The following is a 16298-nucleotide window of genomic DNA, read 5'->3' as shown; positions in this document are numbered from 1 at the left end:
GGTAGTTCGTGGCAGCGTGTCGGCAAAAGCTGAAGCGTTGGCTGAGAGAGCCCGAACGGCTTATTTCTTATCCTCATCCACATAGGGATTTTTGCCCCCGCGCACCCACAACCGGATCGGCGTGCCCGGCAGGTTGAAGTCCTGCCGCAGTCCGTTGACGACATAGCGCTGATAGGCTTTGGGCAACGCGTCGGGGCGCGAGGCGAAGATGATGAAGCTTGGCGGACGCGTCTTGGCCTGGGTCATGTAGCGCAGCTTCAGCCGCCGCCCGGAAACCGCCGGGGGTGGATGGTGTTCGGTCATGGCCGACAGCCAGCGGTTGAGCTTGGCGGTGCGGATCTTGACGTTCCAGACGCGCTCGATATCGAAGATCGCCTTCATCAGCTTGTCGATATTGCGTCCCTGCAGGCCCGAAAGGGTGACCAGCGGGATACCGCGTAGCTGCGGCAGCAATCGCTCGCACTGTTCGCGCAATTCGAGGATCTTGGCGTTCTTGTCCTCGATCAAATCCCATTTGTTGACGGCAATCAACATCGCCCGTCCCTCGCGCTCCACGAGGTCGGCCAGCGCCAGATCCTGCTTTTCAAAGGGGATCGTCGCATCGAGCAGCAGGACCACGACTTCGGCATACTGGATCGAGCGCAGGCTATCGGCCACCGAAAGCTTTTCGAGCTTGGCCTGCACCCTGGCCTTGCGCCGGATGCCGGCGGTATCGACGAGGTTGATGACGCGCCCTTCCCACTCCCAGGGCACCATGATGGAATCGCGGGTGATCCCCGCTTCCGGCCCGGTCAGCAAGCGCTCTTCGCCCACCATACGGTTGATGAGCGTCGATTTGCCGGCATTGGGACGACCAACGATCGCGATGTTGAGATATCGATTGGGGTCCCAGCGCATGGGCGCCGTATCGCCCGCCTGATCCTCGCCCTCGTCCTCATCGACGTCGACATCGACTTCGGGCCTGCGGACCATCTCGAAGTCGAATTCGTCCTGCGCGGCTACGGTCTTGGCCTCTTCGGCACGATCCACGGCCTGGGAGACGATGGAATAGAGATCGGCCAGTCCGAGACCGTGCTCGGCCGAGAGCGGCACTGGCTCGCCGAAGCCGAGCGAGAAGGCTTCCATCAACCCCGGCTCGGCTGCCCGGCCTTCGGCCTTGTTGCCGATGACGTGGATTTCCTTGTCCGCCTTGCGCAGCAAACGGGCAAAATGCTCGTCGGTCGGGGTGAGTCCCGCGCGCGCGTCGATCATGAACAGGATGACATCGGCCTCGGCGATGGCCATCTCGGTCTGGCGCCGCATGCGGGCTTCGAGACTGTCGTCATTGGCATCTTCATAGCCGGCGGTATCGACGAGCGTGAAGGTGAGGTCGCCGATACGGCCTACCCCTTCACGCCGGTCGCGCGTTACGCCCGGCGTATCGTCGACGATAGCAAGCTTTTTGCCCACCAGCCGGTTGAACAGCGTGGATTTTCCCACATTCGGCCGGCCGACGATGGCGACGGTTACGGTCATTCCGTTTCGGCCTGCCCTGCGTCTGTCTGCTCGGGCTCGGCTTCGAGAGGCTGGCCGAGCGTTTCAAGGCTTGGAACCTCGCTGGGCAGGACGATCTCCCCGGCATCTTCGGGGGCTGTCGAGTCGACAAGCCCCTCGCTGACCGCGACACCCGTCGAGGCAAGCTGCTCGAGGTACACGAAAGCGCGCAATTGCATATCCTGCCCGGCGGCGGGATCGGCGGCGATGGCCTCGAAATTGGCGCGCGCCTGCTCGATGTTGCCGGCCTTGTAGTAGGCTAGGCCCAGCGCTTCGCGCGCGTTGTTGCGCATCGGGTTATCTTCACCCGTCAGCCCGCCGACTCGCTGTTCGACGGCGGCGGTGTCGAGGTGATCGACGGCAAGATATCCGGCAAAGACATAGGCGAGTTCGCGCAGCCGGCGCTGATCGAGGCTGGCCGCCAGTTCGTCATAGGCCGCGATTGCGCCGTCGATATCGCCCTGGCCGGTCAGAAGCGCGGCTTCCTGGAAGCGGGCCAGCGTCGCGTAACCCGACGGCCCGCTCGATTCGAGTTCGGCGAAAGCGGCGCGGGCGCCATCGACATCGCCGTTTTCGGCCAGCGAAGCGGCGGCATAATATTGGTCGGACGCGGTCGCGGCGGCGTTCGAACTCCACCATTTCCAGATTTCATTTGCCGCCACCAGCAGCACGATCAGCACCGCCACGCCGATAATGAAGGGCGCAAAACGCCTCCAGAAGGCTTTCAGCTTGTCGCTGCGCAGTTCTTCTTCGACTTCGCGCAGGAAGGAATCTTCGCTCATTACGGCATCCGGACTGTCTTAAAAAGTGGCCGGACAATAGTGGTCCCTTCCCTATAATGCAATCGCACGCAGACTGGGATTCGCGAGTGATTTGAGACTATGGACAAGACCGAGCGCCTATTCGCCATCATGGATGCACTTCGGCGCCATCGCCGCCCCATAACCGCGGCGCAATTGGCCGAAGAACAGAACGTCTCCGTGCGGACGCTTTATCGCGATATTCAGACCCTTGTGGGGCTCGGTGCCCCCATCGACGGAGAGGCCGGTATCGGCTATATGTTGCGCCCGGGATTCTTTCTGCCGCCGCTTATGTTTTCAGCGGACGAGCTCGAAGCGCTGGTTCTCGGCGCGCGCTGGGTCGAGGTGCAGCCCGATGTCGAGCTTTCGAGCGCGGCGCGCAATGCGCTCGCCAAGATCGCCACCGCCTCGCCCGAGGATCTGCGCGACAAGATATCGGACACCGGGCTCTGGCCGGTTCGCGTGCAGAGCGACAGCGAACCCCTGCCCCTTCTTGCTCTGGTGCGCCGGGCCATGCGCGCCGAACGCGCCCTTCGCATCGCCTATGAGGATGAAAAAGGAAATTGCACCGAGCGCGACATCTGGCCCGTGCAGATCGCGTTTTACGAAAACAAGCAGATCATCGCCGCCTGGTGCACACTGCGCGAGGCGTTCCGGCATTTTCGCACCGAGCGGATCGCGTCGGCGGAAATCACCGAAATCCGGTATGGCCGCCGCCGCGCGGCGCTCGCCGACGACTGGTATGTCCAGTGGCAGGCGGAGCGGGCCGGGCACTAAACTATCGTTGATTTAACCTTAGGCAAAATCACGGAACGGGCACCTGTCCCGCCGGTTCTTCTCTCAACGGCTCACCGGTCGAGTCGCAACTCAAAACGGAGAGAGAAAATGGCACAGGATCGCTGGAATCCCGAACGCGAATACGAGCGTCGCCAACGTGCGGAACGGCGCGATTGGCGTGAGCGAAACGATCCGGATTTCGAAAGCCAGGGTTATGATCCCTATGCCGACGACGAGTATCGGGAAGGCGGCTATCCCGGCCGTTATCCCGGTGCGGCCTATCCCGACCATCTGCCCAATATCGGGGTTCCCGGCGCTTTGGGCATGGGTGGACGATACTATACCGGCGGGGGGTTTTTCGGTTCGCGCGGCAGGCAGGGAACCGACCCCAACTATCGCGGCAACAGGGGATATGCCGACCGCTTCCGCAGCGACCGTTATCGGGACGAGGAGCGCGGGTTTTGGGACAAGGCCAGCGACGAGGTTCAATCGTGGATGGGCGACGACGATGCCGAGCGGCGGCGGCGCATGGATCGCGAAAATCACCATCGTGGCCGTGGGCCGCGCGGATATACCCGCTCTGACGACAGGATCAGCGAGGACGTCCATGATCGGCTGACCGATGACTGGATGCTCGATGCTTCCAATATCGAAGTGTCGGTTTCGGGCGGTGAGGTGACCCTGAGCGGCAATGTCACCAACAGGCAGGACAAGCGCCGCGCTGAAGATATCGTCGACGACGTCTCCGGCGTGAGTCATGTCCAGAACAACCTTCGGGTCGCGCAGGCGCGCGACAATGACGGTTCCACCACCGCTCGGTGATATTTTGGCAGGCCCTGCCCTTGGTGGCGGGGCCTGTTTTTGCCGCTAACGGACGCACTCAAAACTCCAGTCAAATTCGGGTGGCGGATTTTCCTTGCAGCGTCACAATGGCCCCTATTGCAAGGAGCCTTTGCCCTGACCCTTTTTGGCAAGACGATACCCTCGCCCGTGGGCACACTGACGCTGGTGGCCGCCCCAGACGCATTGGTGGCTGTGCTTTGGGAGAACGACGATCCGCGCCGAGTTCCGTTGGGTCCTCTTACGGTTGATTCCGGCCATCCCGTACTGGGTTTGACCGAACGCCAATTGGGCGAGTATTTTGCCGGGCAGCGCACTCGTTTCGAATTGCCGCTGTCTTTCCCCGGCACGCCGTTTCAGAAAATCGTCTGGGCGGCGCTTCTCGATATTCCCTATGGCGTGAGGCGCAGCTATGGCGACTTGGCTGTGGACTTGGGAAAACCGTCAGCCGCTCGCGCTGTCGGCGCTGCCAATGGGCGCAACCCGCTTTCGATCATCGTGCCATGCCATCGCCTGATCGGAGCTGACGGCAGCCTTACCGGGTTTGCCGGGGGACTGGATGCAAAGCGTTATCTGCTCGGTCTGGAGGACCGCGCCGCCGGCGGGCTCTAGCCCAACGGCCACCGCCCGATGTCGAGCGCCCTGCCCTTGCCTTTCTGAGCCAACACGAATTCGCGCACCGTCCACTCGATCGGCCGGGTGAGCCTGATTTCGTTTATCGCCGGAGTAGGCCGCAGCAGAGTGATGTGGGGATGGAAGTTCCATTTCCCCGGAGGCAGGGCGGACTTGATCAAAGCCGATTGCAACTGCCGGTGAAATGCGAGCAAAGCGCCCGAGGCCTGATTGCCGTGAAGCACGATGCATCTGTTTCCCGGCCCTCCAAAGAGCGAAACCGTATCGAACCAGGCTGGAAACGCGCCGCATCTGATAGAGGCCGCGGCATCCATTGCCGCATCGATATCGCCCTTGCGGACCCCGCGCCCTCCCACCGGGCAAAGCGAAACATGGAGCCGGTCGGCCCGATAGACGCTTCCTTCGAGCCCTAGACGATATTTCATCGCTCGCGCGAAATCCTCGATGGGTCCAGCTATCTCTTCGGTCGGGCGCAGGGCAAAATAGCAGCGATTTGCGAATGGTGCGGGTTGGTCCGCGAATAAATCCAATGAGAACATTCTGACGCCTCCACATCAAATGTTCCTATTATGTTCTCATTTCTCGTTGGCTTTGTCCACCGCCGAGGAGTCTACCGACGCGCGATGGCCTGCCAGCACATGTCCGCGATCTGATCGACCTCTTCGGTCGCAATCGGTCGGGGATCTAGGCGACGGCGCTTGATCGCGTGGCGGATGGCGCCGCGCACGAAACTCGCCAGAAGAAAGGATTGCCCTTCGCGCACCTGCCCGGACTTCTGGCCGTCCTCGAACAACCGCCGGGTATAGTCGAGGAAGCCGGAGAATGTCGCCGCGATATCGGCACGACTGAGTTCGGGCGAATTGTCGAGATATTCGAATATCCGCGCCCGCTCGGGACCTTCGAGGATGAAGGCGATGTAGTCGGAAATGTATCGGCGGATGCGCGCACCATGATCGACGTTTTCGGCGTGCTCGACCATCATGGTGGCCGCCATTTCTTCGCCCACGCGTGCGTAAACGCCAAGCACCAGCGCTTTCTTTGACGGAAAGTAATTGTAGAGCGAGCCGGTGGCCACGCCCGCGCGCACCGCGATCGCGGCCATCGAGCACTGCAATCCGTTTTCCACAATCAACTGGGCGGCGGCATCGAGGATTCGATCCCGTTTATTCACAGGCATATGCATAGTGAATGAACCTTCATTCATCCGTCATGTTGCCAAGGTAGCTGTCTTCTCGACCGGGCACAAGCCGTCTCGAACGCGGCGGGATGCAAGCGATCGACTGGTCCAGGGCGCCGAGGGCGCAGCATCAACAGCAGGACAAGCGTCATGACCGAACATTACACATTCGTTCACCTCACCGATTTGCACATCGGCAACCCCGATATCGTCGACGATCATCTGTTTTCCGATACGAGCGCAAATCTTCGGGCGCTTATCGCGGATATCAAAGCACTGGTTCCCCAGCCCAAATTCATCGTCGCCACCGGCGATCTGACCAATCAGGGCGATGCCGGCAGCTACCGCAACCTCAAGGCTATCCTGACCAAAGCCGGCCTCGACATTCCGGTCATCTTCACGCTTGGCAATCACGACAAGCGCGACGAGTTCTACACTGGCATGCTGGGCCGGACCGAAAATCTCGATGCTCCCTATTTCCACGCGCAGGTGATCGATGGCGTCCATGTCATCGCGCTCGATTCCAGCGCTCCGGGCAAGGTCGGCGGCTCCATCGAGCCCGAGCAATTCGACTGGCTCGCCGCCGAGTTGGACGTGCACCCCGAATCGCCCAAGCTGATCGCCGTCCATCACGCTCCGGCACTCGATGAAGACCGGGCCGATATGGAATGGGAAAGCCTCACGATCGCCGACTCGCTGAAGCTTCGCGATCTTCTCAAGGGCAAGAACGTCCTCGGCATCCTGTCCGGCCACATCCATTTCGACCGGGTCTCCAACTGGTACGGCATTCCCGTCGTGGTCGGTATCGGCACGCACGCGGCGACCGATGTCACCTATCTCCACGAGGGCATGCGCATGCTGGCCGGCGCTTCGCTTGCCGTCGGTCAGGTGCGACCGTCGGGTCTCACGATCTCGTTCGTGCCTCAGCCGTCCGACCGCCGTGAGCTTCACAGCTTCACCTTCGGGGCCATGGCCGAGATGCTCAAGACCTACGAAGCCACCGCCGCCGAATAAGGGAACTGGAAAAATGAACCGCAGAACGCTTCTTGCTGCCGCTTCGGCGGCTGCCCTGCTTGCAGCGGGTCTGGCGCCCGCTTCCGGCCAGACGATTCCGGCCACCATCGACGAGCCGGTGACCATCACCTTCTACAATTACAATCTCGCCGCAGCCAACAATGGCGCAGTGGCCACCCAGCGGCTGATCGACGAGTTCATGGAGGCCAACCCCAACGTTACCGTCGTGGGCGTGCCGTATGGCTCGTCCGAGTCGACCTCGCGTATCCAGGCCGATCTCGCCGCGCAGCAGCCGGTCGACCTGGTGCAGATGGTCTTTTCGATCCTCGACTACGCCCAGAACAATTATGGTCTGGTGGCACTTGAAGATATCATTCCGCCCGAAGAGCTCGATGCTCATTTCGAGGGCATGGTGCCGAACGGGCTCGAACTCGGGCGCATCGACGGCGAGACCTATGGGCTGGCCTATACGTTCTCGACGCCGGTGCTGTTCTATAACGCGGACCTTTTCCTCGAGGCCGGGCTCGATCCGGACAATCCGCCCCAGACCTGGGACGAAGTGCGCGATGCCGCGATCGCCATCCGCGAAGCAACCGGGAGCAACGGTTTTGCCGCGGGCATCTTCGGCCCCAGCGCCGGGGACTGGCTGTTCCAGGGCGTGATCCGCTCCAATGGCGGCAGTGTTTTGTCCGAGGACCGCACCCAACTCACCTTCGCGGAACCCGAAGCGGTCGAAGCCGTGCAGATGATGCGCGACATGTATGAGGCCGGCGCGTTCGAACCGCTCGATATCACTGGAGCCGTCGAGGGCATGGCGGCGGGCAATATCGGCATGTATCTGCAGACCAGCGCCCTCCAGGCATCGCTGATCGCAGGCGCGGAGGGTAATTTCGACCTGCGCGCCACCACCATGCCGACGTTCGGCGAGAAGCCCGCACGGCCCAACAATTCGGGCAGCGCCCTGGTCATTCTCTCCCAAGATCCGGCCAAGCAGCGCGCGGCCTGGGAGCTGATGAAGTTCCTGACCTCCGAGCATGGCTACACGGTCATCACCTCGGAGATCGGCTATCTGCCGCTGCGTCCCTCCGTCGTCGAGGACCCGCGCTATCTGGCCGACTGGGTGGTCGAAAATCCCCTGATCCTACCCAATCTCGAACAGCTCGAAATTCTCGAGCCGTGGGAGTCCATGCCCGGCCCCAACTACGCGCAGATCGGCTCGATCATGATGGATGCGGCTGAGATGGCTGTCTATGGCGGCGTCGATGTCCAGGCAACGCTTACCGACGCTCAGGCCAATGCTCAAGCGCTGATGCCCTGACCGAATATGCCGTGGGCATTGCCCACGGCAACGCCGTCTCACCAGAGGATGCCCAAATGGCCGACCTTTCCATTTCCACTCCGTTGGCCAAGCCACGCAAAAAACGGCGTCTGGTCGCTGACGACCGCTACCAGATCGCACCCTGGCTCTATCTCGCGCCGGCCATCGCCGCATTGGCCATCTGGGTTTATTGGCCCCTGATCGATGCCTTCCGGCTCAGCCTGTTTCAGTGGAACATGCTGCCCAACACCGAGCCTAAATTCGTGGGCTGGACGAACTTCGCCAACATTTTCTCGCTGCCGAAATTCTGGCAGGCCGTGCGCAACACGGGCCTCTATGTCGTGGGATTGCTTCCGCTCGCCGTCATCATCCCGCTGGCCCTCGCCATCTACACTCATGACCTGCCGTCACGGGCGCGCAACATCTACCGCGCGATCATCTTCGTGCCCATGATAATCGCCCCTGTGGTGGCGGCCGCCGTGTGGCGGTGGCTGCTCGATCCCGGCCATGGGATGGTCAATCAGGCGATCACCGGACTGGGCGGCGAACCCGTGCGGTTCCTTGCCGATCCCTCCATCGTCATCTGGACTATCATCGTCCTGACCGGCTGGAAGCTTATCGGATTTTCGACGCTTATCCTCTCGGCCGCCAATGCCAACATCAACCCGTCGCTGGTCGAGGCGGCGCGTATGGATGGGGCGAGCAAGTGGGAAATCATCCGCGATATCCGCCTGCCGCTGCTGATGAACACCGTGCTCTTTCTGGTGATGATGACCATCCTGCTCGGCGCGCAGTGGAGCTTTTCCTACATCAACGTGCTCACAGGCGGCGGCCCGCTCGGGTCGACCACCAATATCTTCTACGTGCTCTGGGAATTCGGCTTTTCGTCCATGTCGGTGGGCTGGAGCTCGGCTGCCGCGGTCATCCTGTTCCTCGCCTTCGGCGCATTGGCCTTCGTGCTGTTCCGCCTCATCGAGAGGTATTCCTTCTATGACAACTGATGCCCTTTCCGCCCCCGTCGCAGGTCTCGCCGCACGTCCGCGCCGTCGTGTCCGCCGGCTGGGAAACAATCGAGCCAGCAATGCCGTCGGGCATATGCTGATGGCGGTTCTTTCGATCTTCTGCCTGTTCCCGGTCTATTGGATGATCGTCACGTCCTTCCGCCCGGCCAATGCGATATTTGAAACCTCGCTGCTGCCGACTTCGGGTTCGCTCGAGAATTATATCTACGCGCTCAACGCGATTCCCATCGCGCAGATGCTGGGGAACACGCTGCTGGTGTCGGTGGTGGTCACCATAATTCAGCTCGCAACCGGCCTTCTGGCGGCCTATGCCTTTTCCCGCTGGCGGTTTCCGTTCGACAAGGTGATCTATGCGCTGGTTGCCCTCACCTGGCTCGTGCCATTTCAGGTGGTGATGATCCCCAATTACCTGATCGTCGCCCGGCTGGGGTTGCTCGATTCCATCGTCGCGCTGATCCTGCCCAATTTCGCTTCCGCCCTTGCCATCATGCTGCTCTACCAGACGATGCGCTCTTTCCCCCGTGAGGTGATCGAGGCGGCGCGCATGGATGGCGCGCGGAGCTGGCGGATACTGTGGGATGTGCTCACGCCCAATTTGCGCGGCATCCTGGCTTCGCTGGCCATTCTGATCTTCATTTCCACCTGGAACGAATATTTCTGGCCATTGCTTCTGACCCGCTCGGCCGAGAACAGCGTGATCCAGATCGGCATCCAGATGTTCATGACATCGGAGGGCACCCAATGGGGTCCGCTGATGGCTGCATCGACCATGGCCAGCCTGCCGATCCTCGTCATCTACATCGTCCTGCAACGCCAGGTCATTCAATCCTTCATGAAATCCGGAATTCGCTGATGAACACTCACCTCAATCGCCACATCGCCGTGGCGGGCGCCTACAATATCCGCGACCTGGGCGGGTATCGCACGCCGACCGGCGAAACCGCCTGGCGGCGCCTGCTGCGGGCTGACGGACTTCACAGGATCGATGCGGAGGGCATGGCGCTTCTGGTCGAGACCGGCGTCGTCACCGTGGTCGACCTGCGGCACGACAACGAATGCGCCGAGCAGCCCAATCCGCTGGCTCGCCACGAAAGCGTGCGTTACCACAACGTTTCGCTGTTCGCCGACCTTGCGCCGACCGGTCCGTCTTCAGGCGATGTTCTGCTCGATCTCTACATCAAGGCTCTCGATGAACGCGGGGCGGTGATCGCCCAGGTGCTGACGCTCATTGCGGAGGCGGACGAAGGCGCCGTGCTTTTCCACTGCACGGCCGGCAAGGACCGCACCGGGATCATCGCCGCTCTCCTGCTCGCGCTGGCAGGTGTCGAGACCACACTGATCCTCGAAGATTATGCGCTCACCGCCAAGATGATCGAACCCATGGTCGAAGAGCTCATGGCCGGAGCACGCGAGCGCGGCATCGACACCGAAAGTTTCCGGCCCATGCTGGCTGCCGAACCGCTCACCATGGAACGCACGATCGCCCATATCGAGACGGCCCACGGATCGGTCGAGGACTATCTGGACGGGATCGGTCTGGACCGGGCAACTGTCGCGAAACTCAGAAATCGCCTGTCGGGAGAAGAATGATGGCTGAACTTTCCATTTCGGACGTCAAGAAATCGTACGAGGGCAAGCAGGTCCTCCATGGCGTCGACGTCGAGATCGAAGCGGGGCAGTTCGTGGTGATCGTCGGCCCCTCGGGCTGCGGAAAATCGACGCTTCTGCGCATGATCGCGGGCCTAGAAACCATCACGGCCGGCGAAATTTCCATAGCGGGTGAAGTCGTCAACGATATCGATCCCGCCGATCGCGGCTGCGCCATGGTGTTCCAGAACTACGCGCTCTACCCTCATATGACCGTGGCCGAGAACATCGGCTACCCGCTCAAGATCGCGCGGCTGGAGAAAGCCGAGCGCGAACGCCGAATCCGCGAGGCCGCGGCCATTCTCGATCTTTCCGACTATCTCGACCGCCGTCCGGGCCAGCTTTCGGGCGGCCAGCGTCAGCGCGTGGCCATGGGGCGCGCCATCGTCCGCGAGCCGGCGGTGTTCCTGTTCGATGAGCCGCTGTCCAATCTCGACGCCAAGCTCCGCGTGCAGATGCGCATCGAAATCAAGAAACTTCATAAACGGCTCGGGGCGACGTCAATCTTCGTGACCCACGATCAGGTCGAGGCGATGACGCTGGCCGACAAGCTGGTGGTGATGAACAAAGGGCATATCGAGCAGATCGGTTCACCCAGCAGCGTTTACAAGACGCCCGCGTCGACCTTCGTCGCCGGGTTCATGGGCGCGCCGGCCATGAACCTTACTGACGGCGAGCTGCTGGATGCCAGCACGCTCGCCCTCGATTTTGCCCCATACGAGCATTTCCGCCTGCCCCACTCCATCCAAAGCACCGACACCCGCGTCACGATCGGTTTCAGGCCCGAAGAAATCCTGATCTCGAAGGGTGGCAAGGGGCTGAAAACGCAGGTCGAGCTGATCGAGGAACTGGGCGGTAGCCGTGTGGCCTATTGCACGGCCGGCTCCAACGAGTTCGCCGTCGTCGTGCCGCCGGCATTGGAGCTTGTCGAAGGTGATACCGCCAGTCTCGATATTCCGAGCACGGCGTTTCATCTGTTCGATGCCCAGAGCGGAAAGCGGCTGAAAGCCGAAACGCCGGTCGCAAAGATGGCCTTTTCAGCGGCCTAATCTCAAACTGGCGCCCGAACGCGGCGCCAGTTGCTTCTCGTCGCGAACTATCGCGGGATCATTCCCACTCTATTGTAAACAAGACATTTTTATCTTTTATATTCAATGGCTTATTTTCCTGCTAATTGGTAATACCATGAAAAATACCATGCTCAGAAAAGGCTTAACAATATTTTGAAAAATTGCCTACTGAGCGCTGCCGCACAGCTCCATAGGCCGCTTTCCTGGCTTTGCTTCCAGATGTATGCTCTTCTGCTCCTGCAGCTAATGGATCACCGCAAACAGGTTACTCGCCTGGGGATTCCCTTTCGACCCGAGCATCCGTATGAGACTCATGCTCGATTATTATTATTATAGAAGCCCCCATGAATAAATCGCTCATCATTTTCGGCATCGTCAACATAACCTCGGACAGTTTCTCCGATGGAGGCCGGTATCTGGCGCCAGACGCAGCCATTGCGCAGGCGCGTAAGCTGATGGCCGAGGGGGCAGATGTGATCGACCTCGGTCCGGCATCCAGCAATCCCGACGCCGCGCCTGTTTCGTCCGACACAGAAATCGCGCGTATCGCGCCGGTGCTGGACGCGCTCAAGGCAGATGGCATTCCCGTCTCGCTCGACAGTTATCAACCCGCGACGCAAGCCTATGCCTTGTCGCGTGGTGTGGCCTATCTCAATGATATTCGCGGTTTTCCAGACGCTGCGTTCTATCCGCAATTGGCGAAATCATCTGCCAAACTCGTCGTTATGCATTCGGTGCAAGACGGGCAGGCAGATCGGCGCGAGGCACCCGCTGGCGACATCATGGATCACATTGCGGCGTTCTTTGACGCGCGCATCGCGGCGCTGACGGGTGCCGGTATCAAACGCAACCGCCTTGTCCTTGATCCCGGCATGGGGTTTTTTCTGGGGGCTGCTCCCGAAACCTCGCTCTCGGTGCTGGCGCGGTTCGATGAATTGCGGCTGCGCTTCGATTTGCCGGTGCTTCTGTCTGTTTCGCGCAAATCCTTTCTGCGCGCGCTCACAGGCCGTGGTCCGGGGGATGTCGGGGCCGCGACACTCGCTGCAGAGCTTGCCGCCGCCGCAGGTGGAGCTGACTTCATCCGCACACACGAGCCGCGCCCCTTGCGCGACGGGCTGGCGGTATTGGCGGCGCTGAAAGAAACCGCAAGAATTCGTTAACTGCACATTCGGGATATTTCTCTATATTCGCGGTTCAGCAGGCATGTCCCCTTTGAGGGCGACCCGACGACAGGATAATCGACCTTATGGTGCGCAAATATTTCGGCACAGACGGTATTCGTGGCAAAGCCAACGAAGGCGCGATGACGGCGGAAACCGCCTTGCGCGTCGGCATGGCGGCTGGCCGTGTCTTTCGTCGCGGTGACCACCGCCATCGTGTCGTGATCGGCAAGGATACGCGCCTGTCGGGCTATATGCTTGAACCCGCGCTCACAGCCGGTTTCACCTCGATGGGCATGGACGTATTCCTTTTTGGCCCGCTGCCGACAACGTATAGGAAGAATAAACGCCCTTTTCACCCAAGTCCAACAGCTTTGGACCGCAGTTGACTCTTTCGACACCCCTGCGATGCAACCCAATCCGGCTGACGGGGAGCCAGCAACGCTGAAAATTTACCCTCCTCTTTCCCACTAGCGGCTCCTTTTCCGACAACCAGCACGGCGGATCCCTGCCGCGGCGCTGTGAACGCAGCATTTTGATTGGTATCGTTGGCCTTCAGGCTCGTCAGTCAAACAGACCCAGGAGCAGCTCAGCCGGTGGCGCCCGGCTTTCGGGTAACGCCCTGGTCCCGCTGGTTTCGGCTTTGTGCTTCAGGTGATCAAGGATCTGCTTGATCACTATAGGGTCTTCAATGCAGGCGATGACTTTCATGGCGCCGCCGCAGCCGCTGCAGGTCTCGATGTCGATATTGAAAACACGCTTGAGCCGTTGCGCCCATGTCATCGACGCTCGCCGTTGTGCTGGTGTTGCCGGTTCATCAGCCACCCTGACCTTGTTGCCCCTGCCCCGTTTTGCCGGCGTGACCAACGCCCGGTGCCGACTGTTGGGTGCGAACACCCCGTGGAAGCGGGTTAGGTTGACTCTGGGCTTCGGTACCAGGGCGGCCAGCCTTGCAATGAAATCCAATGGTTCGAAAATGACGTGCGTGGTGCCGTCCCGGTACGGCGTCTTGAGCTGGTAGCGCACGTTGCCGCCTCGTGTTAACGACAGCCGCTTCTCGGATACCGCCGGGCGGCTGATGTACCGGCACAGCCGTTCGAGCTTCTTGCGTTCATCGGCCCTGGCCGCCACGCCGGCGTGCAGGCTGGACCCGGCTACCTTGCCAATCCCGTCACCGAACGGATCACCACTGGTCGGCAGAGTTTGCAAAGTGAACACCTTTCGCCCCGCCTGTGAACCGACAGCGATACGGTAAGTGATCGAGTGCCCCAGCAGGGGTGTCATCGGGTCGTCATCCACCGCATCCGAGGCCAGATAGCTGTTTTCGACATCCCGTTCCAGCAGGCCTTGCCGTTCCAGATAGCGACCCACCCGGTGGGCGATGGTGTGCGTCAGCTGGGTGAGCTCTGGGCTGGTCGGCGCCTTGACCCAGCGGAAACGCGCTGAGCCGTGGGATTGCTCGACATACACACCGTCGAGAAACAGCATGTGGAAGTGAACATTCAGATTGAGCGCCGATCCAAAACGCTGGATCAGGGTGACCGCGCCCGTCTTGGCCACTTGGTGGGTATGGCCCGCTTTCTTGACCAGGTGCGTGGCAATGACGCGGTAAACGATGCCCAGCACCCACCCCATGATCTCGGGCCGGCTGGCAAACAGGAAACGCAGCTGAAACGGGAAGCTCAACACCCACTGACGCATGGGTTGTTCAGGCAGTACTTCATCAACCAGCAAGGCGGCACTTTCGGCCATCCGCCGCGCCCCACAGCTCGGGCAGAAACCGCGACGCTTACAGCTGAAAGCGACCAGGTGCTCGGCGTGGCAAGACTCGCAGCGAACCCGTAGAAAGCCATGCTCCAGCCGCCCGCATTGGAGAAATTCTTCAAATTCCCGTTGCACATAGCCCGGCAATTCCTTTCCCTGCTCTGCCATAAGCGCAGCGAATGCCGGGTAATACTCGTCAACGATCTGATAGAGAAGGGTTTGCTCGGGTCGGTGGCTCTGGTAACGACCAGTATCCCGATCCCGGCTGGCCGTCCTGGCCGCCACATGAGGCATGTTCCGCGTCCTTGCAATACTGTGTTTACATACAGTCTATCGCTTAGCGGAAAGTTCTTTTACCCTCAGCCGAAATGCCTGCCGTTGCTAGACATTGCCAGCCAGTGCCCGTCACTCCCACTCGATTGTAAACAAGCACACAAAACCCTTTAGTGACAACAATTTGCAAGAACTATCAGGCTCAGTGCCATGAAAAATACCATGACCAGATCATGAGGTTGAACACGGCTTGCGCCGGCAGCGTTCACGCTCCTGGTCGGCGATCTCGCCCGGCTGCAATGCTAGCTCAGCATCGGTCATGCGCTCCAGCACGTCGCGTAGGCGGATGGTGCAAGGAATGGGCGGCAGCTCGAACTCATAGCCGCCGGCGATCATTTCGGCCGCAATCTCCTCGGTGATGAAAAACGGCTCGTCGTCTTGGTTCGGCTTCTTCATGCCCTTTCCTCCTGGCGCTCATCCTGGCCGACAGCGGCCAGGGCATCGGCTTCCGTCAATGCGTCCTCCACGAACGCGCCGTGCTGCTTCGCTTCGGCCTGGCTGACCTCGGCCCATATCCGTTTCACCTGGGCCGCACTGTACCCGGCCAGCTCGGCGGTCTTGTTGATGCTGTAGCCGGACTTGCGCAGCGCGACAACTTGGGCGCGGCGCTTCGGATCAGCACGGCGGCCCTTGTACCGCCCGGCCTGGCGGGCCAACTCAATGCCTTGGCGCTGGCGTTCGCGCCTGTCCTCGTAGTCGTCGCGGGCCATCTGCAAGGCCAGGCGAAAAAGCATGATCTGCACGGCTTCCAGCACGATCTTGGCGACGCCCTGGGCCTCGGCCGCCAGGTCGGATAGATCGACCACGCCAGGGACGGCCAGGCGTGCGCCTTTGGCCTGTATCGAGGCCACCAGGCGCTCGGCCTCGGGCAAAGGTAGGCGGCTGATGCGGTCGATCTTCTCGGCAATGACCACCTCGCCGGGCTGTAGGTCGCCGATCATGCGCAGCAGCTCAGGCCGGTCGGCGCGTGCGCCGGATGCCTTCTCACGGTAGATGCCGGCGACGTAGTAGCCGGCGGCCTTCGCGGCCGTAGTGATCGCCTCTTGGCGTTCCAAGTCCTGCGCGTCGGTGCTGACGCGCAGATAGACCCGCGCCACCATCGGCGCGGCTACTGGCTTCGTCCTGCGCATACTTGCGGGCTCCTTTGGGCATACTCTGTCCGTCGTCAGAACATTTGGCACACCTCGCGGCGTAGATTAGCGGAGTGCGG

General features: G+C 61.0%; 17 protein-coding genes and 1 pseudogene. 11 read left to right on the top strand and 7 right to left on the bottom strand.

The genetic code is table 11. From position 1 onward, the window contains the following. Positions 1–60: 60 nt before the first annotated feature. Both der and V4T21_RS17635 read right to left on the bottom strand, forming a co-directional pair. Positions 61–1515, bottom strand: coding sequence for a ribosome biogenesis GTPase Der (der, locus tag V4T21_RS17640; RefSeq protein ID WP_332719324.1), 1455 nt, complete (start codon positions 1513–1515; stop codon positions 61–63). Further along, positions 1512–2315, bottom strand: a complete 804-nt coding sequence (locus tag V4T21_RS17635; RefSeq protein WP_332719322.1) for a tetratricopeptide repeat protein — start codon at positions 2313–2315, stop codon at positions 1512–1514. The genes der and V4T21_RS17635 overlap by 4 nt, the downstream gene beginning before the upstream one ends. 99 nt (positions 2316–2414) lie before the next feature. Here V4T21_RS17635 and V4T21_RS17630 point away from each other — a divergent pair, with 99 nt between their 5' ends. The 3 genes from V4T21_RS17630 (at position 2415) to V4T21_RS17620 (ending at position 4562) form a co-directional block, all read left to right on the top strand. Beyond that, entirely contained in the window at positions 2415–3110 is a 696-nt protein-coding gene (locus V4T21_RS17630) for a helix-turn-helix transcriptional regulator (RefSeq protein WP_332719320.1), read from the top strand. A 108-nt stretch (positions 3111–3218) separates the two neighbouring features. After that, on the top strand, positions 3219–3932 hold the full coding sequence (locus tag V4T21_RS17625) for a BON domain-containing protein (RefSeq protein WP_332719318.1): 714 nt from the start codon (positions 3219–3221) through the stop codon (positions 3930–3932). Between the two features lie 117 nt (positions 3933–4049). Further along, positions 4050–4562: a methylated-DNA--[protein]-cysteine S-methyltransferase gene (locus V4T21_RS17620; protein WP_440589674.1), complete on the top strand. Its 513-nt coding sequence runs from the start codon at positions 4050–4052 to the stop codon at positions 4560–4562. Here V4T21_RS17620 and V4T21_RS17615 read toward each other — a convergent pair. Together V4T21_RS17615 and V4T21_RS17610 are read right to left on the bottom strand one after the other, a co-directional pair. Continuing rightward, complete coding sequence (locus V4T21_RS17615) at positions 4559–5008, bottom strand: 2'-5' RNA ligase family protein (protein ID WP_332719316.1); 450 nt, start codon at positions 5006–5008, stop codon at positions 4559–4561. The genes V4T21_RS17620 and V4T21_RS17615 overlap by 4 nt on opposite strands. Positions 5009–5193: 185 nt before the next feature. Further along, positions 5194–5754: a TetR/AcrR family transcriptional regulator gene (locus V4T21_RS17610; protein WP_332719314.1), complete on the bottom strand. Its 561-nt coding sequence runs from the start codon at positions 5752–5754 to the stop codon at positions 5194–5196. Between the two features lie 156 nt (positions 5755–5910). On the opposite strand from V4T21_RS17610, the gene V4T21_RS17605 reads away from it, so the two are divergent. The 8 genes and pseudogenes from V4T21_RS17605 to V4T21_RS17570 form a co-directional block, all read left to right on the top strand. Next, positions 5911–6774 carry a metallophosphoesterase gene (locus V4T21_RS17605; RefSeq protein ID WP_332719312.1) on the top strand — a complete coding sequence of 288 codons (864 nt, stop codon included), beginning with the start codon at positions 5911–5913 and terminating at the stop codon, positions 6772–6774. A 13-nt stretch (positions 6775–6787) separates the two neighbouring features. Then, entirely contained in the window at positions 6788–8092 is a 1305-nt protein-coding gene (locus V4T21_RS17600) for an ABC transporter substrate-binding protein (protein WP_332719310.1), read from the top strand. A gap of 56 nt (positions 8093–8148) precedes the next feature. Then, a complete protein-coding gene (locus V4T21_RS17595; protein WP_332719307.1) occupies positions 8149–9093 on the top strand; it encodes a carbohydrate ABC transporter permease in 945 nt (314 codons plus the stop codon). Further along, positions 9083–9967 (top strand): carbohydrate ABC transporter permease, encoded by an 885-nt coding sequence (locus V4T21_RS17590; RefSeq protein ID WP_332719305.1) that lies wholly within the window; start codon positions 9083–9085, stop codon positions 9965–9967. Before V4T21_RS17595 ends, V4T21_RS17590 begins: the two co-directional genes overlap by 11 nt. Continuing rightward, the gene (locus V4T21_RS17585) at positions 9967–10704 is read left to right on the top strand and encodes a tyrosine-protein phosphatase (protein ID WP_332719303.1); all 738 of its coding nucleotides are present in this window, start codon (positions 9967–9969) and stop codon (positions 10702–10704) included. Before V4T21_RS17590 ends, V4T21_RS17585 begins: the two co-directional genes overlap by 1 nt. Then, on the top strand, positions 10704–11810 hold the full coding sequence (ugpC, locus tag V4T21_RS17580) for a sn-glycerol-3-phosphate ABC transporter ATP-binding protein UgpC (protein ID WP_332719301.1): 1107 nt from the start codon (positions 10704–10706) through the stop codon (positions 11808–11810). Before V4T21_RS17585 ends, ugpC begins: the two co-directional genes overlap by 1 nt. A gap of 365 nt (positions 11811–12175) precedes the next feature. After that, positions 12176–12991 carry a sulfonamide-resistant dihydropteroate synthase Sul2 gene (gene sul2, locus V4T21_RS17575; protein ID WP_001043260.1) on the top strand — a complete coding sequence of 272 codons (816 nt, stop codon included), beginning with the start codon at positions 12176–12178 and terminating at the stop codon, positions 12989–12991. An 86-nt stretch (positions 12992–13077) separates the two neighbouring features. Then, a pseudogene (locus V4T21_RS17570) lies at positions 13078–13320 on the top strand (phosphoglucosamine mutase); the annotation flags it as partial. A 235-nt stretch (positions 13321–13555) separates the two neighbouring features. Here the strand turns inward: V4T21_RS17570 and V4T21_RS17565 are convergent. The 3 genes from V4T21_RS17565 to V4T21_RS17555 form a co-directional block, all read right to left on the bottom strand. Next, positions 13556–15049 (bottom strand): IS91-like element ISCR2 family transposase, encoded by a 1494-nt coding sequence (locus V4T21_RS17565; RefSeq protein ID WP_001120888.1) that lies wholly within the window; start codon positions 15047–15049, stop codon positions 13556–13558. Positions 15050–15259: 210 nt separating this feature from the next. Next, positions 15260–15484, bottom strand: coding sequence for a hypothetical protein (locus V4T21_RS17560; RefSeq protein WP_000743213.1), 225 nt, complete (start codon positions 15482–15484; stop codon positions 15260–15262). After that, positions 15481–16218: a recombinase family protein gene (locus tag V4T21_RS17555; RefSeq protein ID WP_001366550.1), complete on the bottom strand. Its 738-nt coding sequence runs from the start codon at positions 16216–16218 to the stop codon at positions 15481–15483. The genes V4T21_RS17560 and V4T21_RS17555 overlap by 4 nt, the downstream gene beginning before the upstream one ends. Positions 16219–16298 lie beyond the last annotated feature (80 nt).

Source organism: Pelagibacterium mangrovi (assembly GCF_036662815.1).
Taxonomy (GTDB): domain Bacteria; phylum Pseudomonadota; class Alphaproteobacteria; order Rhizobiales; family Devosiaceae; genus Pelagibacterium; species Pelagibacterium mangrovi.
Note: the sequence above shows the minus strand (reverse complement) of the source record. Positions and strands in the feature narration are given on the sequence as shown.